The organism is Nitrosospira sp. NpAV (genome assembly GCF_000832065.1).
Lineage (GTDB): Bacteria > Pseudomonadota > Gammaproteobacteria > Burkholderiales > Nitrosomonadaceae > Nitrosospira.
This window is the reverse complement of sequence record NZ_JXQM01000007.1, coordinates 154,316-176,206: the sequence shown is the minus strand read 5'-3', so window position 1 is coordinate 176,206 and position 21,891 is coordinate 154,316. Positions and strand designations below refer to the sequence as shown.

Below are 21,891 nucleotides of genomic sequence, written 5' to 3'. Positions count from 1 at the left end.
GCCATCGTGGCGACCTGTCAATGCATGAAGTCGCTTGGTGATATTGGACGGCGGATGAGGAGCCGATTAATAAAAACAGAGAACACCGATATTTCCGGCTGCAACAATGGGGATGAGCGAGAGCTGCTTAATGGGTACCCAATAGACCGAGTTGCGCCCGGCAGGCCTGCCCGATGCCAACTCTGACGAAACCGACTGATTCAGATGGCAGCGGGTGACGCGACTGCTGGTGCTACCCATCTATGATGGCCGCAACTGCGCTTGCAGCAGCGCTCCGATGTCGGTGTGAGGCAGTGGCTTGGCAAAAAGATAGCCCTGTGCCTCGTCGCAATTCTGTATCTTCAGCATTCCTGCCTGTTTGTTGGTTTCGACCCCTTCGGCGACAACTTTCAAGTTCAACGCATGTGCAAGCGAAATCACCATCGACACGATGCTTGCGCTGTGCTGATCGTTCTCCATATTGATGATAAATGATCGATCGATCTTGACCGTATCGATCGGGAGTCGAGAGAAGTAGCTCAGAGATGAGTAGCCAGTGCCGAAATCGTCCATCGATATTTCGATCCCGGCGATCCGGATTGCCTTGAGTTTGGCGACACTATCCGCGAAATTCTCCATAATCTGGCTTTCCGTGATCTCGATGCCGATCCCGCGAAGGCCGTGATTGCAGCTCGACGCGACCCTTTCAAGCGTTGCGACGAAATCCTTCTGGCGCAACTGCACAGGGGAGACATTAACCGCGACGGATGGTGGCTGTAACCCAAGCGTATGCCACTGCATGAAATCCAGGGCCGATTTCCGCAGTGCCCATTCGCCGACCTCAAGAATCATGCCGGTCTCCTCCAGCATCGGGATGAATTTGTCCGGTGGTACCATGCCGGTGGCCGGATCGTTCCAGCGGATCAATGCCTCCAGGCCCGCGATACGGCCGCTTCTCAGATCGGTCTTCGGCTGATAGTGCAGCACGAACTCATCGCGCTCGATGGCATGACGCAGGCTAGTCTCAAGCATGAACCGCTCGGCAACCCTCGTGTTGATCTGCGGCGAGTAGAACAATAGCTTCTGCTGGGTATCCTTGGCAAGCTGAAGCGCCGCCTCGGCATTGCGCACCAATAGCTCGGCACTGGCTCCGTCATTAGGAAACAGCGCGACGCTTACCTTCGCCGAGACGGAGATGTCGCGCTTTGCAGCCGTGAGCGGCGCTTTGAGGCATCCCATGATGCGGTTTTCGGCAAAGGATGCGATCTCTGTTTCGTTCCTGACATCATCAAGGACGAATGCGAAATGTTCCGAGCTGATTCGGGCCAACTGGCAGGCTTCGCCGATAGACTCATGCAAACGGTGCGCGACTTCGACGATTACGGCATCGCTGACCTGGCGGCCAAGCGTTTCGTTGATACTGCGCAGCTGCTCAAGTTCTGCCAGTACGATGGCAACCTTGCGCCCATTAAGTTCTGCGGCGAGGACCAGCGCGTTAACGCGATCATGGAAAAGTGTGCGGTTAGCCAGGCCGGTCAACGTATCGTAATAGGCGAAATAGTGGAGTCGCTCTGCTTTCTCGATATGATCGAGTGCGAACGAAATATCGCCCGCAAGCTCTTCCAGCAGCTTGATCTCTTCGTCATCGAAAAAACCCACTTCACCGGTGTAAAGCGAGAGCACGCCAACTGGCTTGCCGGCAACCATCAGTGGAAATGCGGCGATCGAGCGATAGCCGCATTCGAGCGCGAGTTGTCCTAACCCCGGCCGCAAATCGCCCGCCGGGTCGTGCGTCAATTTGAACTGTTGCTCGCGTATGGCGCGGCTTAACAGATCTTCATCATCGCTTGGACCGTTCTGGACATATAACTTGAGGCCATCCAAATAGCGCTGCGCACCCTCTCCCCGCCAAGTGACCGGCCTCACCTCATTCGTGTTTCCATCATACAGGCCGAGCCACGCCATGCGAAACTTGCCGTGCTCCACGGCGATGCGGGCAGGCTTCATCGAACAATTCCTGCCGGTCACCGATGCGTACGATCGCGGAATTGATACCACTGAGCACCCCATGAATGCGGCTCAGTCGTGCGATCTTGATTTCCGCCTGCTTGCGCTCGGTGATTTCGATCTGAAGCTGTGCAGCGTGGCGCTGTATGGTATGGTACTGTGCGGCATTTTCATAAAGTACGGCGCTTTCCGCGGCGATCAGGGCTGCGAGCTTCTCGTCGGCGTCGCTGAAGCTGTTCGCGCCGATCTTGTCCGCGAAGTAAAGCCAACCATAGAACTGGATCGGCATATCGATCGGCACGGCAAGCAGATTGGTGACCGCCGGATGCACGGGCGACAGGAGCATGGCTGATTCGGCGGCATCCATGCCTTGCCTCCGCAGTGGGTGTCGTTGGGTCACGAGCTGCGAAATCAGATCGGCCGAGGATATCGCTTCGCGCAACCGCTTGATGGTCTGTACATCAACTCCTTTGGCAAAAAAATGTTTCAAGCCCTCCCCTTTTTCGTCGAGCATTACAACCGCGGCGTATCGCGAATCGATCAGCTTGCAGGCACAGGTGAAAAAAGTTTCAACCATCCGGTCCGGTTCACGCTCAGCGCCGACTCGCAGCCGCAGTTCGATCATTCCATACAAGCGCTCGCTGATCCGCCGTAAATCACCGACTGCGCGTGAATATTTGTCTGCGACTTCGAGCAAGGGTGCGCGCTCCCCCTGCTGTTCCCTGCCGCTGGCGCTTTCAGATTTCAACGCAAGGCGCACGGTACGCAGGTCTTCGAGATTTTCCGCTAAATGAGCGCTTATTGCCTGCAATTCGAGTTCGGAACTGACCGGCGGGCTCGCGGGCTGGACAGCGGCATGCGACTCACCGGCACTGAGCAATGCTCGACGGACGGCATCAAGAATAACCTGCGGCTTGCTGGGCTTGAGCAATACCTCCGTCACGCCGCAGTTTCGTCCTAATAACGCAGCCTCGTCCCTGAGATAAGTAGCGGTGTAAAAGATCACGGGCGTCGATGCGATCTTGGGATCGGCTCGTACATCCTGGGTGTACTGGTAGCCATCCAGGAGGGGCATGAGGATGTCAGTGATGACGAGGTCCGGGTGCTGCTCGCGTGTCAGCTTCAGCGCCTGTAGGCCATCTTCGGCTTCGAGGAGCTTGTGACCGCCATAGCTGAGCAGCTTCAGCAGGAACTCCCTGTTGGTAGGGCGATCGTCGACAACGAGTATGGTCGCCATGGTCAAGCAATCATGCCGTGCATGATGATGCGATTGTGCTTGGCTTCGTATGCCCGCTGAAAGGGTATGCCGAAAGGGTATGCCGCCGGCTTCATCCAATTGCTGCCGCCATTCCAGTCCAATTGGGTCATCGCCGACCAATCGCTGTTCGGATGATTGGTAATCATAAACACAATTGTGATCATGTTTGCTCCGTTATGGTATTGATAATGATGCACGTCATGGTTATACGTGATCCAGTACTATGGTAAAGGTGCTGCCCTTGCCGAACTGGCTATTGAAGACAATGTGGCCGCCGATCAGGTCGGTTAGTTTCTGGCTCAGATGCAAACCAAGGCCGGTACCCTCGAAGCGCCGTGCCGAGGTCGATTCGAGCTGCTGAAATGCCTGGAACAGCTTCTGCCGATCTTCGTCGCGAATGCCGACACCAGTGTCGGTAATGCTAATTTCAGCTACAACATGGCCATTTTCACGGCGCTGCGCGAGCGCGATGCCAACCTTGCCCTTGTCTGTATACTTGATGGCATTGTTGGCGAGATTGATGATGATCTGAGATAGCGTGCGCCGATCGGTATTAATGATGACGTCATCATGAGGGTGGCTAACTTCGAACTCAAGGCCTTTGTTCTCGGCCAACGGACGCAATGTCGCGGCGACACTATTGATGACCTGCTGGCACACTACCGGCTCGAACTTGAGCGTGATCTTGCCCGATTCGATCTTGGCGAGATCGAGCAAATCGTTGATCAGTGATAACAGGTGCGTGGCGCTGGCCTCCACGGTCTGTAGCTGGCTCTCCTGGTCGGCGTTGAGCGGGCCGGGCAACTTCATCAAGAGCGTGCCGGTGAAGCCGATGATGGCATTCAATGGCGTGCGCAGTTCATGCGACATTGAGGTGAGGAATCGATCCTTGGCAAAATTGGCATTTTCCAGCTCGACATTCTTCTCCTGCAGGATCTGCTCGAAACGCTTGCGTTCAGTCACGTCGCGCGCCGCGGCAAATACGCCCTGCAGCTTGCCCTCGCGATCATAGAACGTGGTGGCGTTGCAAGACACCACCGTTTCGGTGCCATCCTTGGCACGCATAGTCAACTCGTAGTTCGTTACCTTGCTTTTTTGCAGCACCAATTCGACCCCCGCTTCAACGCGGGCCGGATCGGTGAAGTAGTTCTTGAATGGCGTGCCGATCAGCTCATCGCGCGTATGCCCGGTCAGCGCTTCCATCTGCTGGTTGACGTCGCTGATGATGCCGAGCGGATCAGTCGTTATCAATGCTTCGACGTTCGATTCGATCAGCGAGTGCGGGTAAGGCTGAGCTGTCTTTAACTGCTCGCTGAGACGCATCTCATCCGAGATGTCCTTCGAGATTAGCAGGAAGCCGGTCGGCTTGCCGGAGGCGTCGCGGCACGGCGTGATCACCAGGCGCGCGGTAAAACGCCGGCCGTTGTTGCGAATGCACTGGATTGCACCTTCCCATTTGCCGTCGTGCAATGCCACCTGCATTATTGAGCGGTGCTTGCCGGCGCTGACATCTTCGGGTACATGAAGGATCGATGAATTGGCCTTGCCTACCACTTCCTCGGCCTCGTAGCCGTAAATGCGGTGCGCACCCTCGTTCCACAGTAAAATAGTGCCTTCGAGACTTTTGCCGATAATGGAGTATTCAGTGGATGCCTGAAGGATACTGGTAATGAAATCCAACGCTTCGGCGGTATCGCCCAGGATGGCGGCATCAAACAGCTTGGTGGACATGAGTTCCCCCATCTCATGCTCCCGGCATGTGAGCGTCGATGCTGGTTGAGGTGACGTCGGCGGTTTCCTGAGCGATGTTGCTAGCAGGAGGAATCAAACCCAGCGCTATACAAGGGTTATCGTCCATTGATTCCATCTTACCAAGGGATGATGATGGGAGCTATGAGACTACAAAACGACGACTTTAAACAGCTGTAAGATCTTACAGGGGGTCGAGAATGTTGAGATCGATCAAAGAAGGTGCCGAATCAGCAAAGAAAGCGACCTCGGCAGAGCGGCGGAATCAGCGCGGGTAATTTCTGGCGGAAAGCGGGAAATCCGGCTATAACATTCACAAAGTTCGGATGAGATGCAAAGTATGCCTCTCTTTGATGCCATCCACCGCTTCCGGCAGCTGATGCCCGCCATAATGGAACGGGTCATCAAAAGTCAGCGATTCAGCACATGATCGTCATCAATCAGAGCGTGGTGGCGCCTCTCCTTCATCCGATTCTTGCAAACAGGCCTTGATGTGATCAACCAGCACCTGCGGGTCGATCGGACGCCGCAGGAAACGTGCTGCACCCAGTGTCAACGCTTCATCCGGATCGTTGTCGCGCCCGGATGAGGCGGTAAGAAACATGAACGGAATATCAGCCAGTCGAGGATTGGTGCGCAGGCGCCGGATAAAACTGAAACCATCCTCATTGGGCATGTGCAAATCGCACAGGATCAAGTCGAATCGGTCGTTCTGTGCGCGCTGCAGGCCTTGCTGCACATTTTCGGCGAACAGCAGCGAACAACCAAAGGGCTCCAGCGTGCTGCGGATCAGCTCGCGATTCACCGGCGTGTCATCCACCACCAGGATCGTTGCGCCTTTCAGCTCTCGGGGTACTGTGGCGGCTGACGCAGAGTCGGTACCGGGTGCCGAGTGCCCTTCTGGCAGTCGTCGCGTACGCAATTCCGGTGGCAAAAACTCTTCGATCTGGCTGACAAAGGTGGTAGGCTCGATCGGCTTGCCGATATAGCTGTCGAAACCCGCTTCCAGCATCTTCTCACGGTCGCCGACCATCGCCAGCGCGGTTACCGCAATCACCGGAATCGTCTGCAGCTTCGGGTTGCTCTTCAGCAGGCGCACTATCTCATACCCATCGCGCTTAGGCAGGTGCACATCGCACAGGATTAGATCGAAGGCTTCCTGCTGCGCCGCCTCCCAGCCTTTTTCCCCATCGGTCGCACTGTGTGCACCGTAGCCGAAAGCATTCAGCAGATATACCATCAACGCCATGTTAGCGGGATTGTCTTCGATGATTAGTATTTGGGCTGGCACTATACCTCCATCTTCCTGGTTGGAAATCGGCTCCCCTACACCACTGGAAGGAAACCTTATGCGTCGATTCTGGCTTGCAGGATCATTCCCGGCGTAGTGTAAGAGTAAAGACGCTTCCCTTGCCATAATCACTACGCAAGGAAAGCTGTGCGTTGATCATGTTAGCCAGCTTCTGACTTAGGTACAGGCCCAGGCCGGTCCCTTCGAAGCGCCGGGTTGAGCTGTTGTCGATCTGGCTAAACGCCTGAAACAGCTTGTCCTGATCTTCGGGTTTGATGCCGACTCCGCTATCAATGACCTCGATCGCCAGAGAAGATTGACCCTCATCCGGCGTTTCCAGCCGTACCTGTACTTTTCCGTTGGCGGTGAACTTGATCGCATTGTTGACCAGGTTAATTACGATCTGGCTTAACGCCCGCCGATCGGTCTGGATCACGATATCGTCGAGAGGCAGCGCCAGCTCGAAGGCGAGGCCTTTTTGCTCGGCTTGCGGGCACAGGGTTTCGGCCAGATCCCTGAGTACGTTCTGGCATACTACTGGCTCTATAGTGCTGCTAAATTTGCCCGATTCGATTTTTGCCAGATCGAGCAAATCGTTGATCAGCGACAGCAGATGACGGGCGCTGGACTGGATCGTCTTTAGCTGCGTGTCCTGATCGGCAGTCAGCGGACCGGGCAGCCTCATCAGCAGGGTGCCGGTAAAGCCTAGGATCGCGTTCAGCGGAGTGCGCAGTTCATGCGACATGCCGGCCAGAAAACGGTCCTTCGAAATATTCGCGTTTTCCAGCTCAAGATTTTTCTCATGCAGGCTGCGCTCGATAAGCTTGCGTTCGGTGACATCGCGGATCGAGCTCGACACCAGCATGCCCTCTTCGGTTTCAAGAGGACTCAGGCTGATTTCAACCGGAAACTCGGTGCCATCCTGACGCAAGCCATACAGTTCCAGCCCGGCACCCATCGGCCGCGCCCGCGGCGTATGGAAAAAATTACCTCGGTATCCCGGGTGTTGCCCCCTGAAACGTGACGGAATCAGTTTCTCGATTTTATCGCCGAGAAGCTGCGTGCGCGGATAGCCAAACAGCTTTTCGGTTTGCGAATTGACCAGCACGATTTCGCCATCGCTGTTGACAATCACGATTGCGTCCGGCGCCGATTCTAAGAGGCCACGAAATTTCTGCTCCGCCTTCCTTCGTTCGGTGACATCGCGGATCGCACTCGTCACCAGCATGCCCTCTTCGGTTTCGATCGGACTCAGGCTGATCTCAACCGGAAACTCCATACCATCCTTGCGCAAGCCATATAGCTCCAGTCCGGCGCCCATGGTACGGTTACGCGGCTTTGCAAAATAATTGGAGCGATGGCCGACATGGATGTCGCGATAGCGCTGCGGCAACAACACTTCCACCAGCTGGCCGCGCAGCTCCTCGGCCCGGTAACCGAACAGCTTCTCGGCCTGGGTATTGACCAGCACGATGGAGCCGGTCGAGTTCACTATAACAATCCCATCGGGCGTCGAATCGAGCAGGGTGCCGAATTTGGTACTGACCAGCTTGGCATCGCGCAGCGCTTTCAGGTACGTGATGTCCTTGCTGCTGATCAGCAGGTAGGTATTCTGCCCCTGCTCGTTGCACAGGATCTTGCGCGAAATATTGACATAGATGAGTGCCCCATCCTTTTTCCGGCACAACGCCTCATGGACGAGGGCTCCTCCACGCAGAAAATCATCCGGATTGTTATTGTCCTTCTGTATCTGCAGGTTATGCGGGGCGATCAGTGTATCGAGCAAGTGTTCCAGAGCTTCGGCTCTAGCATAGCCGAATACCGATTCGGCGCCCTTGTTCCAATAGACCACCTTTCCGTCGAGTGTTGTGATTACGATGCCATCCGGCATTTCGTCCAAGACCAGCTTGCCCAAATCCGTCATCATCACTTTAGCTCACAAGAAAATTTGTCCGAGAAATCAGGTATGCCATCAAGCGCTGAAGATTGCTGATACGCCAAAGAAACTATTGCCTAGTCAAAGCATGTTCCCGCCGGCATTCTGGAGTCGACTCTTTTTCGTGGACATTTTGATTTTAAGGAGTCCGCGATGTCCAAATACATCCTCCTGTCCGATGGAATTTCGCCAACAGTTGATTGAGCTGGTTCGCACTGGTATTTGCGCCCATATACCCGAGCAGGGAGCTAGATAGTTAGCTGATTCCCCCCTGACGCCAAGGCCAATCATGCGGATGCGGATGCGGAGGCTGATGCTAATCCAGCTCCTCGGCGAGCTAAGGTATAGGTGTGCCCAGATACCGGCCCGTTAAGCGCCTACAGTCTAACATTGCACTCAACTATTCGGCAATTTGGGTCCAGCGCACAAAATTACTCGCAGACTCTACGAGCCCGCTCGCGATGCGGCGTGCGCCATCGCCAAGACAGAGGCATACCAACAATCACGCAGGACAGATAAAAGTGGAAATGCTGTTTACCCATCTCAAACGCATCCTGATTGGATCGATTGTGTTTGCGAGGTCTAAGTGGTACGCAAATGAGTTTCTATTGGCGATAACTGTCCAGAATTTACGATAGAGGGCGCGTCATTTGAAATCTGATATTGGGAGATTTACTTACCCGGAAAAACACAATAGTGCGCCCTGCTTCTGTTTCTTACAACAGAGTCCTATTTTTTTATTTCCGTACCGGTATTGGGTTCACCATCAAGCTTGCCTTCGAGGAACACCCGGCTGGCTGCAATGTCTTCCGCTTCGAGTGTCATGAGATCAATTTTGGCCAATGATTTCTTGGTTCCCTCGAACAAGCGATTGGCTTGGCGCAGCCGCGCCCGATCAAGGGCATTGCGAATGGAACGTGCGTTGGCAAAATGCTCCAGCTTCATGCGTAACCGGATATAGTCACCGAATGTTTTTTCACCCTCGGGACTGAAGCGATAGTTCTGCGCAGCCAGCATGAGCTTGGCGATTGCAAGCAACTCATCGGCATTATAGTCGGGAAAGTCGATGTGATGGGCAATACGCGAACGCATACCGGGATTACTGTGGAAGAATTTGTCCATCCGGTCTTTGTAGCCCGCCAGAATCACAACCAGATCATCACGATTGTTCTCCATTGCTTGCAAAAGGATTTCAATCGATTCCGCGCCATAATCACGTTCGTTCTCGGGCTTGTAAAGATAATAGGCCTCGTCAATGAATAGCACGCCGCCCATTGCTTTCTTCAATACTTCCTTGGTTTTCGGCGCGGTATGGCCGATATACTGGCCCACCAGATCGTCGCGGGTGACGGAGACTAGATGTCCCTCACGCACATACCCCAAGCGGTGCAAGATTTCGGACATCCTTAACGCTACGGTGGTTTTTCCGGTACCGGGATTGCCGGTAAAGCACATGTGCAGGCTGGGCGCCCCAGCGGTCAGATCCAACTTCTTACGCACGCGATCGACAAGCAATAGCGCCGCAGTTTCGCGGATACGGGTTTTGACGGGCTTCAAGCCGATCAATTCAAGATCAAGTTTATCCAGTACTTCCTTGATGTTGGAAGCGCGAAATTCAGCGCCCAGATCTACTGAATCAGTATCGAAGGGGGCGAGTTCCTTTGATGGTTTTTTCATGTTTGCTCCCCACAATGAAGTACGTAAGACATCAAATGCACGTTGGCTGTATTTGCTTGGTAAACGGGGTTGCTCACCAAGTTCATGAGTGGGCCGGTAGATGGAGAATGTAAATTCTCATCCCCATCCACCTTCGCCCAGATAGATCCCTTCCCTGGAGAAGAAGGGGAGGAACTCTCATTAATACCGTTCGGATTCCGCTTTGTCGGTTGCGTAGGAATGAATGGTGTAACGAATGCTACGGCCGTCCACTTCCTGGCGTACCACGCCAAAGCCCGGCTCTTTCTTCGGACGGTTGACGATATACGACATAGTCGGACTTTCCACCCCGCGCGTCGAGTTAAATGCGGTTACCCGGATATAATGATTCGGATAAGTTTTGCGGCAGTCATTGATTTCCGACAGGATCCCGGCGGGATCTTTCAAGTCAAACATCGGATTGCCGAACATTTCCCAATATGTATTGCGCGGATGGGGATCGTCCGTGTACTCGATGCCTATCGCCCAACCGTTTTTCAACGCATATTTGATTTGCGCTGAAATTTGTTTATCCGTCAGTGGCGGCAGGAAAGAGAATTGCCCCTGCGTGATGCGATTTCCTACATTGGTCATCATAATTATTATCTCCTACGTATGGTTAGACGCTGGCCGTGGTTGAGGGTACGAAATCGGCTGTGTCGGTTGATTCGTAATTGAAGGTAATATCCTTCCATGTATCCAGCGCCTGTTTGAGTGGTGTGCACCATTTGGCAGCTGCCTCAAGAATCTGGGGACCTTCTTTCACATAGTCACGGCCTTCATTGCGCGCCAGTATCATAGCTTCCAACGCAACGCGATTGGCAACCGCCCCCGCTTGTATGCCCATCGGATGACCGATGGTGCCGCCGCCGAACTGCAGTATCACATCTTCGCCGAGATAATCCAGCAACTGGTGCATTTGGCCGGCGTGAATGCCGCCCGAAGCGACCGGCATAACCTTATTCAGCGAGGCCCAGTCTTGATCGAAGAACAAACCGGTTTCGACGTTTCGCGGTGTATGTGTATCCCGCAGAGTGTCATAAAAGCCCTTGATCATGAGCGGATCGCCCTCGAGTTTGCCAACCACCGTGCCGGCATGAATATGATCCACGCCCGCCATCCGCATCCACTTGCAGATCACGCGGAAATTCATGCCATGATTTTTCTGGCGTGAATAGGTTGAGTTACCGGCGCGATGCAGATGCAGGATCATGTCATTCTTGCGCGCCCATTTGGCCATCGACTGAATTGCGGTGTAGCCGATCACCAGATCGACCATGATGATCACCGATCCCAGCGACTTGGCGAATTCCGCGCGTTCGTACATGTCTTCCATGGTGCCCGCAGTGACATTCAGATAGTGGCCCTTGACTTCACCCGTTGCAGCGGAGGCCTTGTTGACCGCCTCCATACAGTAGAGAAAACGGTCGCGCCAGTGCATAAAGGGCTGCGAATTGATGTTCTCGTCGTCTTTCATGAAGTCGAGCCCACCCTTGAGGCCTTCGTATACCACGCGTCCATAGTTACGGCCGGAGAGTCCCAGTTTCGGTTTGGTGGTGGCGCCGAGCAATGGCCGGCCAAACTTGTCGAGACGCTCGCGCTCTACCACAATACCCGTGGCGGGACCCTGGAAGGTTTTCAGGTAAGCGACAGGAATGCGCATATCCTCCAGGCGGAGCGCTTTCACGGCTTTGAAGCCAAATACGTTGCCAATGATGGAGGCGGTCAGGTTGGCGATGGAACCTGCCTCGAACAAGTCCAGATCATAGGCGATGTAGGCGAAGTACTGCGCCTCATTCTTGGTCCCGGGACCGGTATTGGGCACGAGTTCCGAGCGATAAGCCTTCGCACGATAGAGCTCGCAAGCGGTCAGGCGGTCAGTCCATACAACGGTCCAGGTAGCGGTGGATGACTCGCCGGCGACTGCGGCGGCCGCTTCCTCATGATCCACGCCGGCTTGTGGAGTGATGCGGAACAGGGCGATGATATCCGTGTCTTTGGGTACGTAACCAGGTTCCCAATAGCCCATTTTCTTATAGGGAATGACACCAGACTTGTAGCGTTCTTTACCTTCTTTCATTGTTTCGGAAGCCATAATTATCTCCAAGTTGTTGAGAAAACCACACCATGTCCACTTTTCACGAAATATGAACAGCAGGCAATACCAGTTCAATAACAATATTTTCCGGTGCGTTGGACGTATCATGTAATATAATCATCATAAATAACAATCAAATATATCGATGTACTTGATAGACTTATATCTATGGACAACAGGAGTAACTCATGCGCCATAGCACCTTGCGTCAACTTGAAGTTTTCGAAACCATTGCCCGTCTGGGCAGTTTTACACGCGCCGCGGAAGAGCTATTCTTGACTCAACCCACGGTGTCGATGCAAATCAAGAAATTAACTGATGCAGTCGGTTTGACGCTGTTCGAACAAGTTGGTAAAAAAATCTATCTTACCGATGCCGGACGAGCGTTGCATCAAACCTGCCGCGACATTTTCGAACACCTCGCGCGATTCGAGATGGTTGCGGCAGACATGAAAGGACTCAAGGCTGGCAAACTGCGGCTTGCGGTGGTGACTACCGCAAAATATTTCGCGCCGCGCTTGCTTGGCATGTTCTGTCAGCAATATCCAGGCGTCGAGGTCTCGCTCAAAGTTGCCAACCGTGAGTGTCTATTGGAACGCTTGGCAGACAATCAGGACGATCTCTATATCTTGGGTCAGCCGCCGGAGGAAGTAGATGCGGTGGCACAGGCGTTCTTGGAGAATCCGCTGGTCGTGCTTGCACCCATCAATCATCCGCTTGCCAATAAAAAAAGAATCTCGCTTAAGCGTATAGCCGAAGAGCCATTTTTGTCGCGTGAGCCAGGTTCCGGCACGCGCATTGCGACTGAACGTATCTTTTCTGAACAGGGCTTGAAGTTGAAAATCCGAATGGAGCTCGGAAGTAATGAGGCGATCAAGCAGACTATCATCGGAGGCTTGGGCATATCAGTCTTGTCACACCATACCTTGGGGTTGGATGCGTCCATGGGACAACTAGCCGTTCTTGATGTGGAGGGCTTCCCTATTCATCGCCATTGGTACTACGCCTATCCATCAGGAAAACAGTTGTCTATTGTGGCGCAGGCCTTTTTGGGTTACTTACAGCAAGCACCGCGGTTTTTGGTTGAAGGATCCAGCCAGTACGCGAACATCAGCCACTGAACCGCCCCAATTCGCCTAGACTCCAACATCTAAGAGAATGGGATAACAACCAAGGAGTCCATCATCAAAGGGGCCCACGCATTTTCAACTAGATCAACAAGAAAAGGAGCCATGAAACCCCTGAGTCTCGCATTGGCAATATTGCCATGTAGACATGTTTGCCACTATCTAGCTACGCATATTGACATTTGTCTATATACGCAACGAATAAATTTCACGCTCTATCGACATAGTTAACTGGCGCATGATCTGCCAATAGTTTTGGGGGCTTCTTAAGGCTTTCTAGTAGTTCAAGAAAGAAGGATTTTTTGTCCTCGGTTTGTGGCTCCTTAAGCAATTGCAATAGCCCAACGTGGCGAAATCCCATTGCTTCAGGAGGAAGCAACGCTGCTGCATCTTTGTTGTCAACAACGCGATGGATCGGTACGATTTGCAGGGAAGCAGCAAACGCTTCGTTTCCCACCCGGGGTGATCCAAATGTATAAACTGCGCGCGGCGCATATCGCGCTGCCGCCAGAGTGGCAAGTGCTGCGCCCAAGCTATGTCCGGTATAAAAGATAGGACAGATAAGCTGGGAGAGCTCCTTCTCGATCTCATCCCACACCGAGTCAAGCGCTTTCCTGAAACCCTTGTGAACCCCCACCTCGTGTCGATTCCAGGGAAGTAATCCACATTCCATGTCGGTAACATAATCCCTTTTGCTGTCGGTACCCCTGAATACCAGGATCGCAAAGGAAGGGGGGGTCATGGGTTCAACGAGCATTGCATGCGTATCCATGTCCACTGAGGCAAAAAAGGCGCGCTGTCTCAATCCCGCCTTTTCCAGAAAGCTAGCCCGGCTCGGCTGCGGAGCGAACATGACTTCCTCCACATCTTGCCGGTAAAACAAGCGGCAAAGCTCTGCGAGCCACAGCGCATTGGTGCGACTGTACTCGGGCCCTGCCTCCGGGTCGAATGATGAAAATTCCCTGCGAGCGAAGAAGTCTGTTGCTCCTCCGGGGTTTAGAAGGTCTTGCCATGTTGTCATTGACATCGATCAATGGGAAATGAGGCCGAAAGATGACGAGATTGATAAGCGTGAATTATATTGCTACGTCTCTATCGGCCCGCCAACCGGTACAGAATATGGTGTTGATCCACCAGCTGTTCCAGGCGCAGGCGGAACAGGTCATCCAGGCACTTGACTCTTGCTTTTTCGGCTTCATGAATTCACCAGAAATCAGGGGCTAACAACCCCAATTCTGGCAAAGCCTTCATCCATTGTATTCCTCTGAATTCTAATATCAATGCGGGTTAGGCGGGCTTTTCAGGGAGGACTAAATAAGCTGATCCAAGACAGACTTGATTCCTCTTCTTGTGATCTTCTTTCTTGGGACTTTCCTTGGTGGACCTACCCTTTTTTTGATCCCCTTTCCGCGTGACCCATATTCTTGAGGTCATTTAATAGTACTAGCGATACCGAACGCTTTACAATTCGTTGAAAGAAGGGATACGAGTACGAGAATTCAACCCGAGGATAGGTCATCATCACTTTATAGTATGTATCATGTAACTCAACAGGGTCTATATGTGTCACATACGACCCATTTCCTAAGGGTATCAGATCGAGCTTCTTAATAGTTTCCCAGCTTTCCCCTTTAACTCCACACTAGCTTTTGTTACATCGGAGGCCGCCCCACCGAGATTGACCCGGACTTCGACATATTCCTGTTTTGAACGAGTCACGCTTGTTTTGTCGAGTGACAGGTCAACGGTATAACACATCTCAATCGCAACAAACCACCATATAAAAAAAGTGCTGCTGGGAAGCGTGCTGCCCAGAGGTCTCAGTGTAATTCCGGAAAAAGCCGAAACATCAAGTAAAGTAGGAAAAAAATAACAGCGACACCCGGTATATATGAAAGACGTAACCATGGCGAAACACTAGACAATTCATCCCTTAACCACAATTCCAAGCCGCTGCTCAATACCATGGCCATTGCAACCATCACAGAATAGGCACCCATGAACCAAACAATGATCAAAGATATATATGTGCGGTTGCCCTTCACATCGAGCCATTTCTCCACTTCTTGCATTGCCGCCTTGTCCCTAAAGGGATGCAAGCCGAGCCATAGCCCTCTATAACACATGTAAATCAATGAATAGGTCACCGTACTCATTCCAAGCGCTAGGAAACGTAAGTAATATAAACCAACCAAATCTAGGCTGGGGCATTTCTCCAGGCAACGAGGTAGTCCAAAAGTGTATGTTTAAAGACCGTTGGAACATTGCAACATACGGCCACATGTTCATCAGAATGCCCACCCCGGAAACGAACGTCGTGGCAGTTACGAAGCGTAGTTGTTCCTTCCAGCGATCATCTTCATTTGGCATAGACTTCACCTTGTGGCTATCTTTATTTAGCTAAAAGTGGCAAAGCTACAACGACCCACTTGAGTGGTTTAGGAAGCATGATTTTTTATCAGCATAGATCAATCTGCAAAACAGTGCGTGCGTTGCACTGCATATTGAGGCCAACACACGAAAATAATTTTACGTACGCTAGTGCGCCTCAAACCCCAATTAGGAAAATTCCGAGGGTTTGGGCTTACAACCCGAACTACTGTTTCTAAAAACTAAAATTTTTGGAAGCGGGGGATCAGGGGCGTTTATCGCCAGATCGAAGAAGTGGCGGGGTGAGGGCTATGCTCAGACAAGTATAAATGTGGTGGAGAGGCATTGACTCATCATGCCCACTGTGGGGGGGTGATCAGTTTGAGACATCAAGAGAGAAACAAAAAAACGCGAAAAACCGCACGACATAAGGCACAACGGGAAATCTATCAGATTTTCATTATTTGAGACAAATTAAGAAAAAACGAGAAAAAGTGATGAGTTTTGCGCTCTATTTGAGACTGAGCTAATTACATTCTGCGTCCTGACCAAACAACACGCCCCACAACGCGTAACGCGGCGGCTCCTGCTCGGTTCAACACCTCACTATCGTATTGTTTATTGTCGCTTATAACGGTCACCGTACCGTCTAGTTTTCGCTGAATACGCTTGACCAGAAGGTCTCCGTCATGCTGCAGGACGTAGATGGCATTATCTTCAATCCGCCCATTGCGTATATCGACTAGGATCATGTCGCCACTGGTGAGAGTGGGTTCCATGCTGTCGCCTTTTACACTGATCAACGCTAGGTCTTTCGCCGATACACCAAGAGCATTTCTTATCCATTCAGAACGGAAGGCCCAATGATCAACAATCTGCTCAGAATGAACCACAGAGCCGTGTCCAGCACTCGCATGTAAGTCATAACGCGGCACTTGCACAAACTCTTCAAGGTTGGCTTGCCGGTAATCATCAGCCCTCCGACCATAATGAACGCAAGCCTTATCCAACTGAGGCTTTTTAGTTGTTAGTGGCTTAATTTCATTGATCTTATCAAGAATGCTCTGGGGTACCAGGAAAAATTTAACCCCGTCTTTAGCACCCTTCCCCGGCCTATGTATTAGTGGCCATGCTTCTCGCGTCGCTGTTTTGTAAATCCCGGCCCTGGATTTTGGTAATCCAGGAATCTTTAGCTCCGCAAGCATCGTTGCGGGGAAGTATTCCCCTTCCTTGCTTAAGATAGTGCCCCTGCTCGTATCCACCAACATATTCGAATTTAGTAGCTTTTCAAGTTTAGCGGTCATAACTGTCACCTAACTGTTACCAACTGCAAAATTACAGAAATCGTTAGGAAAGCATTTTTGTAATTTAAATACAGATAGTTATTAACATATGGGCATTAATGAACTGTCACCTATCTGTTACCTTTAAATTATTAGTTGACAGGTATACAGAACGGGTTTACAGTTCGCCTCATGTATAAAAACAAGTCACCGTTAAACACTGCAAAAAAACCAGCCTTAAAAGACTGGCATCGCGCAGATATTATTGCTGCCGTTCGCAAAACGGGGACTAACTTACAGCGGCTTTCACGTGATCATGGCCTTGGTCGCACCACGCTCAGTAACGCGTTGTATGGCCCATGCCCTAGATATGAACGCCTAATCGCGGAGCATCTCAGAACCATTCCACAAACTATCTGGCCCAGTCGGTATCACCTGGATGGCAGTCCCAGAAGCGGACGTGGTGAGCGTGGCCTCGGACGCTACAAAGCTAAAACTCTGAATGGTAGCACTATCAGAAAATCACGCAATGTATATCCGGTAGACAATCGGAAGGTTGCGTAATGAGCAAGCGCGACAAATTTACTTCTGATTTGTTCGAGATCCCTCAACCAGCGCCAAATGCAGCCGGAAGTTTGCACTGCAGAGTGCAGATCGCTCACACCATGAGCGAAGCCTTAATCGGGTACGACCGTTATGAGGTGGCGGGCACCATGAGCCGCTTGCTAGGACGCGATATCAGCAAGCACATGCTGGACGCCTACACCGCTGAGTCCCGAGAAGATCATATTCCGCCGCTAGATACGGCTATTGCTTTCGATATGGCAACCAACGATGTGCGCCTGCTCAATCTATGCGCATCAAAACTTGGCGCGCGCGTGGCCCTTGGCAAAGATGCCCTTAATGCGGAACTTGGCAAGCTTGAGCGCCTGCGCGATGAAGCGGCCAAGCAGATAAAGCAACTTAAACGAGTAATGGGCGTGGCGTTATGAGAACCCACTATTCCTGCGCTGAATTAGCGGCGATGAAGTTACCTGGATTACCGTTAACAAAAAAGGGTTGGATCGATCTCGTTACACGCGAGAAATGGTTAAAACAACAGCGAGTTGGACGTGGCGGCGGTTCAGAATACCAACTCCCGTCCGCTCTGATTGCCACCATTAAAGAGTGCACGCTACAGGCAATGGTCAAAGCCGCGCCGGTAGAGCAATCGCAAGTGACCGCGCTCTCAACCATCAAGCCAGGAGAGTTAAAGGACTGGCAGCGCCAAACAGCCGAAGCTCGCGCTGCAATATGTGCGGAAGTTCGCCGTCTGGCGGAGGTTGGAGGCACCGAGCGCGCAGTACGTACCGTTATCGAATTGGCGGAAAAGGGTGGCCTCGCACCACACCTGCAGAGACTGGTTACCGTGGCCAACGCAAAGGCCGGTGCAGGACGTGCAATCTCGCGCGGTACGCTCTATCGTTGGCTCAACGATTCACAAGCCGGATGGACCAAGCTAGCGCCAAAATCGCGCGAGTCGATCGACGTTCCGGCGTGGGCACCGTACCTGTTGAAGTTTTTCCAGCAGCCGCAGAAACCAAGCCTGGCTTATTGCATTGAGCAGCTCGCTGCAGCGCTTCCAGCCACCATCACACCGCCTTCATATGACGCCGCAAACCGGTTTCTTAAGAAAATGGGAAAGGTTGAGGTCCAGCGCGGGCGCATGGGTGGCCGCGAAATCAAAAACATCCGCCCATTCGTGCGGCGTGACACAAGCCAGATGTGGCCGAGCGATGCCTACACGGCAGATGGTCATACCTTTGACGGTGAAGTTTCACATCCCGCTCACGGCAGAGCGTTCCGGCCAGAGATTACCACGGTGCTCGATATTGCCACACGCCGGGCGGTAGGCTGGTCGGCCGGGTTGGCAGAGTCCACGTGGGCGGTTCTGGATGCGTTGCGCCACGCCTGCGAAAAGGGTGGTATTCCCGCGATCTTCTATGTTGATAACGGCTCTGGTTACCGCAATGCCGCCATGTCTGACGCTGCAAACGGCTTCATGGAGCGCTTGGGCATTACGCTCACCCATAGCCTGCCGTACAACTCCCAAGCTCGCGGAATCATCGAGCGTTCACATCAAACCATTTGGGTGCGCGGCGCCAAGGGCCTGCCGACTTACATGGGCGCGCAAATGGATGGCGAATCACGGCAACGAGTTTACAAGCTTACCCGCGCCGACATCAAAACCAGCGGCACGTCTCAACTGTTGATGGCATGGCGGGACTTCACCATCTGGTGTCAGCAGCAGGTAGATGCATATAACAACCGGCCACATCGTGCGCTGATGAAGGTGCGCGGTAATGACGGAAAGCTGCGGCATCAGACGCCAAACGAGGCATGGGCGCAAGCTGTTTCGGAAGGCTGGAAGCTCGTGGCTGTTGAGGCCGATGAGGCTGATGATCTCTTCCGGCCATACAAGGAAGCGAAAGTCAGCCGCGCCGAAATACGTTTATTCGGCAACCTCTATTACCACCGCGATCTTGAGCCCTATCACCAGGAAATGGTACGCGTCGGCTACGACATTCATGATGCCAGCCGTGTATGGGTGCGAGATCAGGCCGGCCGCATGATTTGCGTTGCCGAATTCGAGGCCAACAAACGCAACTATTTCCCGGAATCCTTCATTGAGCAAGCTGCCCAGAAGCGCGCTACAGGCCGAATCAAGCGCGCGCAGGTCAAGATCGATGAAGCCGAGGCCGAACTCAACCCGCCGCAAATGCTGGAATACCAGCCAGCAATCGAATTACCACCGATGCGTATTGAATACCCCCGAGAGGAGAAGGAAAGGCAGTCGGATAAGCCAGGCGTGGAAGTCGTCGAAACCGCTGTGGCCAGTGTTGTCGGTCTGCCCAAGCGTCGCCCGATGTTCGATACCGACGCGAGCAAATATCGTTGGCTGATGACCAATGAAGATCAGATCACTGGCGAGGATAACAGCTGGCTGGGGTGGTACAGAAAGACTTCAGAATTTGAGGATCTGTTCGAGGAAGAGGTGACCGCACGGTAGTTGACGCTACCGCACGGTCTTTTTAGTGCAGCAAAGCAAATAGGAGTGTATCAGGTGAAAAAACAATTTGTCAAAACGAGTAATTACGAGAGGTTCCGCACAGGTATCACCGCTGTTGAAACGCGTGGCGCCGCCGAGGCCAGTCTGCTGCTGATCACCGGCGAGGCTGGATATGGAAAATCAGCCACTGTCGACCAGTGGGCCATCAGCCAGGGCGCCGCTTATTTGCGCGCCAAGGTTGAGTGGACACCTCGTTACTTCATGACTGAGCTGGCCGAATCGCTCAAGCTCGATTCACGCGGCCGCGCAAAGGACATATTCGCCCGCATCGCCGGTTTCCTCGGCGGACAGCAAATACCGCTGGTGATCGATGAAATAGAACACTGCTTGCGCGATAACGCACTGGTACTGGAAGCGATCCGGGATCTGTCCGATCTCACGGAGGTTCTCGTAGTGCTGGTGGGTATGGAGCAAGTGCAGGCCAAGATTGCGCGCCATGCCCAGATCAGCAGCCGGATCGCCAAGGTTGTCACTTTCCTGCCCGCCACACTTGAAGATGTTCGGCTCACCTGCCGCCAGCTGGCGGACGTCGAAATTGCGGAAGACTTGGTAGCGGAAATTCACCAGCAAAGCGGTGGACGTATGCGCGAAATCATGAATGCGATCGCAACCTGCGAGCGTCACGCTTCGCGCAATAGCGCCAACAAGATCGCATTGGCCGACATGGCGGGACAAACCCTCACGCATGACTGGCAAGCGCGCCGCCCGCGTTTGATCAAGGCCGGAGCGCGCTGAGATGAGAGCATCAATCAGAAAACCAATTATCGAGCCCAAGTGGAAGTGTGGCGAATGTGGCGACCTTCATGATGACGAAGATGAGGCGCGGGAGTGCTGTGAGCCATCTGTCTTTGAGGTGTATGTATGCCCAACGTGTGGCGAGGAGCACTCCGCCGAAGCTGAAGCTATCGACTGCTGCAACTTCGATCCAGATGGGCCACCCCCGCCCCCGAGTGCGGAGGAACTGGAAGCTGCGGGCCAGATGCGCCTCCCGTTACCAAGCGTAATTGCGGGAGGGCGTTAAATGGCCTGGATCTCCGAACAACTGTTAACGGCCATCGGCAAGCATGCACTCAACGAGTGTATTACCGATGCCAGGCTGCTCGCGCTGACCGGCCTGAATGACAAGCAGGTAGAAAACTCGGCTCTCAAGTTACGCAAACATGAGCTGATCGAGTTGACCGGCCCCGGTTGCTACCGCCTTACCGATGCGGGAAGGGAGGCACTGGCGGCAGGTAAAGCTAATCTGCGCTCCGGTCCGAAAGGTGGCAGCCGCACAAATACACGCATCTGCAAGGATACTCTGCGCATCCGTGTATGGCGCGCTATACGCATCCTCCGCAAATTCAGCATTCCAGATCTGGAGCTGCTAGTGGCCCAGGGTGGTGAGAAGGATATCGGCTCCAATATCGGCAAGTACGTACGTGCATTAGAGCGTGCCGGTTACCTGATCAGGCTGCAAAAGCGCGAGGCCGGGACAGCGCTTACTTCCAATGGCTTCATTCGCTGGTGGCTGCCGGATGATAAGGATACCGGTCTGCATGCGCCGGTTTTGAGTGTTGCTAAAGGCGCCCTCTATGACCGCAACACGGAGGAAAGGAGGCCGCTATGTGGATGAGCCTACTCGCATCTGCTGTTGCTGCCAGTAACAAAGCCAAAGTGGCAGAAGATCTCGGCGTGTCACGCACCGCGATCAGCCTAGTGGTCTCCGGCAAATATCCTGCTAGCACCGACAAGATCGCGGCACGCGTGATCGAAACCTATGGCCGGGTGATCTGCCCGCACCTGGGCGAAGAAATCACGCTAGCCGAGTGTAAGCAGTACCACACCGGCCAAGTGCCAACCAGCAGCCCGCGCGCGATGAAGCACTGGCGCGCCTGCCAGACCTGTCCTCATAACCACTCGAATCAAGGGAGGAAATCATGAAAATGATACGGAAATTGGTGCTTGCATGCAGGTTATGGACTGACCCCAGTCTGGGATATACCTGGC

General features: G+C 53.1%; 20 protein-coding genes. 8 read left to right on the top strand and 12 right to left on the bottom strand.

The window, feature by feature from the left end; translation table 11 throughout:
• Positions 1–240 precede the first annotated feature (240 nt).
• The 9 genes from SQ11_RS05845 to SQ11_RS05810 form a co-directional block, all read right to left on the bottom strand.
• A complete protein-coding gene (locus tag SQ11_RS05845) occupies positions 241–1,986 on the bottom strand; it encodes a GGDEF domain-containing protein (protein ID WP_052494021.1) in 1,746 nt (581 codons plus the stop codon).
• Complete coding sequence (locus SQ11_RS16365; RefSeq protein ID WP_052494020.1) at positions 1,922–3,223, bottom strand: response regulator; 1,302 nt, start codon at positions 3,221–3,223, stop codon at positions 1,922–1,924. The genes SQ11_RS05845 and SQ11_RS16365 overlap by 65 nt, the downstream gene beginning before the upstream one ends.
• Positions 3,224–3,225: 2 nt before the next feature.
• Positions 3,226–3,408 carry a hypothetical protein gene (locus SQ11_RS05840; protein WP_041513201.1) on the bottom strand — a complete coding sequence of 61 codons (183 nt, stop codon included), beginning with the start codon at positions 3,406–3,408 and terminating at the stop codon, positions 3,226–3,228.
• A 40-nt stretch (positions 3,409–3,448) separates the two neighbouring features.
• Complete coding sequence (locus tag SQ11_RS05835; RefSeq protein ID WP_041513200.1) at positions 3,449–4,987, bottom strand: PAS domain-containing hybrid sensor histidine kinase/response regulator; 1,539 nt, start codon at positions 4,985–4,987, stop codon at positions 3,449–3,451.
• A 442-nt stretch (positions 4,988–5,429) separates the two neighbouring features.
• Positions 5,430–6,284, bottom strand: coding sequence for a response regulator (locus SQ11_RS17510; RefSeq protein WP_198140803.1), 855 nt, complete (start codon positions 6,282–6,284; stop codon positions 5,430–5,432).
• An 82-nt stretch (positions 6,285–6,366) separates the two neighbouring features.
• Positions 6,367–8,211 (bottom strand): PAS domain-containing protein, encoded by a 1,845-nt coding sequence (locus tag SQ11_RS05825; RefSeq protein WP_041513199.1) that lies wholly within the window; start codon positions 8,209–8,211, stop codon positions 6,367–6,369.
• Positions 8,212–8,949: 738 nt separating this feature from the next.
• Entirely contained in the window at positions 8,950–9,897 is a 948-nt protein-coding gene (gene cbbX, locus SQ11_RS05820) for a CbbX protein (RefSeq protein WP_041513198.1), read from the bottom strand.
• 180 nt (positions 9,898–10,077) lie between these two features.
• Positions 10,078–10,512: a ribulose bisphosphate carboxylase small subunit gene (locus SQ11_RS05815; protein WP_041513197.1), complete on the bottom strand. Its 435-nt coding sequence runs from the start codon at positions 10,510–10,512 to the stop codon at positions 10,078–10,080.
• Between the two features lie 22 nt (positions 10,513–10,534).
• Positions 10,535–11,995: a ribulose-bisphosphate carboxylase large subunit gene (locus tag SQ11_RS05810; protein WP_198140804.1), complete on the bottom strand. Its 1,461-nt coding sequence runs from the start codon at positions 11,993–11,995 to the stop codon at positions 10,535–10,537.
• Between the two features lie 206 nt (positions 11,996–12,201).
• On the opposite strand from SQ11_RS05810, the gene SQ11_RS05805 reads away from it, so the two are divergent.
• On the top strand, positions 12,202–13,134 hold the full coding sequence (locus SQ11_RS05805; protein ID WP_041513195.1) for a LysR family transcriptional regulator: 933 nt from the start codon (positions 12,202–12,204) through the stop codon (positions 13,132–13,134).
• A 214-nt stretch (positions 13,135–13,348) separates the two neighbouring features.
• Here the strand turns inward: SQ11_RS05805 and SQ11_RS16360 are convergent, their stop codons facing one another.
• From SQ11_RS16360 to SQ11_RS16355, 3 genes are all read right to left on the bottom strand, one after another.
• Positions 13,349–14,161 carry a lipase family protein gene (locus SQ11_RS16360; protein ID WP_052494019.1) on the bottom strand — a complete coding sequence of 271 codons (813 nt, stop codon included), beginning with the start codon at positions 14,159–14,161 and terminating at the stop codon, positions 13,349–13,351.
• Between the two features lie 799 nt (positions 14,162–14,960).
• Complete coding sequence (locus SQ11_RS05795) at positions 14,961–15,287, bottom strand: hypothetical protein (protein ID WP_156972420.1); 327 nt, start codon at positions 15,285–15,287, stop codon at positions 14,961–14,963.
• A 753-nt stretch (positions 15,288–16,040) separates the two neighbouring features.
• Complete coding sequence (locus SQ11_RS16355) at positions 16,041–16,814, bottom strand: S24 family peptidase (protein WP_052494018.1); 774 nt, start codon at positions 16,812–16,814, stop codon at positions 16,041–16,043.
• Between the two features lie 171 nt (positions 16,815–16,985).
• On the opposite strand from SQ11_RS16355, the gene SQ11_RS18225 reads away from it, so the two are divergent.
• Genes SQ11_RS18225 through SQ11_RS05755 form a run of 7 tightly spaced genes read left to right on the top strand, consistent with a single transcriptional unit; the run spans position 16,986 to position 21,825 of the window.
• On the top strand, positions 16,986–17,357 hold the full coding sequence (locus tag SQ11_RS18225) for a helix-turn-helix transcriptional regulator (protein WP_084226744.1): 372 nt from the start codon (positions 16,986–16,988) through the stop codon (positions 17,355–17,357).
• Positions 17,357–17,785 carry a hypothetical protein gene (locus SQ11_RS05780; RefSeq protein WP_041513192.1) on the top strand — a complete coding sequence of 143 codons (429 nt, stop codon included), beginning with the start codon at positions 17,357–17,359 and terminating at the stop codon, positions 17,783–17,785. Before SQ11_RS18225 ends, SQ11_RS05780 begins: the two co-directional genes overlap by 1 nt.
• Entirely contained in the window at positions 17,782–19,842 is a 2,061-nt protein-coding gene (locus tag SQ11_RS05775) for a Mu transposase C-terminal domain-containing protein (RefSeq protein ID WP_052494017.1), read from the top strand. Before SQ11_RS05780 ends, SQ11_RS05775 begins: the two co-directional genes overlap by 4 nt.
• Before the next feature lie 54 nt (positions 19,843–19,896).
• Complete coding sequence (locus SQ11_RS05770) at positions 19,897–20,637, top strand: AAA family ATPase (RefSeq protein WP_041513236.1); 741 nt, start codon at positions 19,897–19,899, stop codon at positions 20,635–20,637.
• A gap of 1 nt (position 20,638) precedes the next feature.
• Complete coding sequence (locus tag SQ11_RS05765; protein ID WP_041513191.1) at positions 20,639–20,923, top strand: hypothetical protein; 285 nt, start codon at positions 20,639–20,641, stop codon at positions 20,921–20,923.
• Positions 20,924–21,517, top strand: coding sequence for a hypothetical protein (locus SQ11_RS05760; RefSeq protein WP_041513190.1), 594 nt, complete (start codon positions 20,924–20,926; stop codon positions 21,515–21,517). It abuts the gene before it with no gap.
• Positions 21,514–21,825 carry a LacI family transcriptional regulator gene (locus SQ11_RS05755; RefSeq protein WP_232297909.1) on the top strand — a complete coding sequence of 104 codons (312 nt, stop codon included), beginning with the start codon at positions 21,514–21,516 and terminating at the stop codon, positions 21,823–21,825. The genes SQ11_RS05760 and SQ11_RS05755 overlap by 4 nt, the downstream gene beginning before the upstream one ends.
• Positions 21,826–21,891 lie beyond the last annotated feature (66 nt).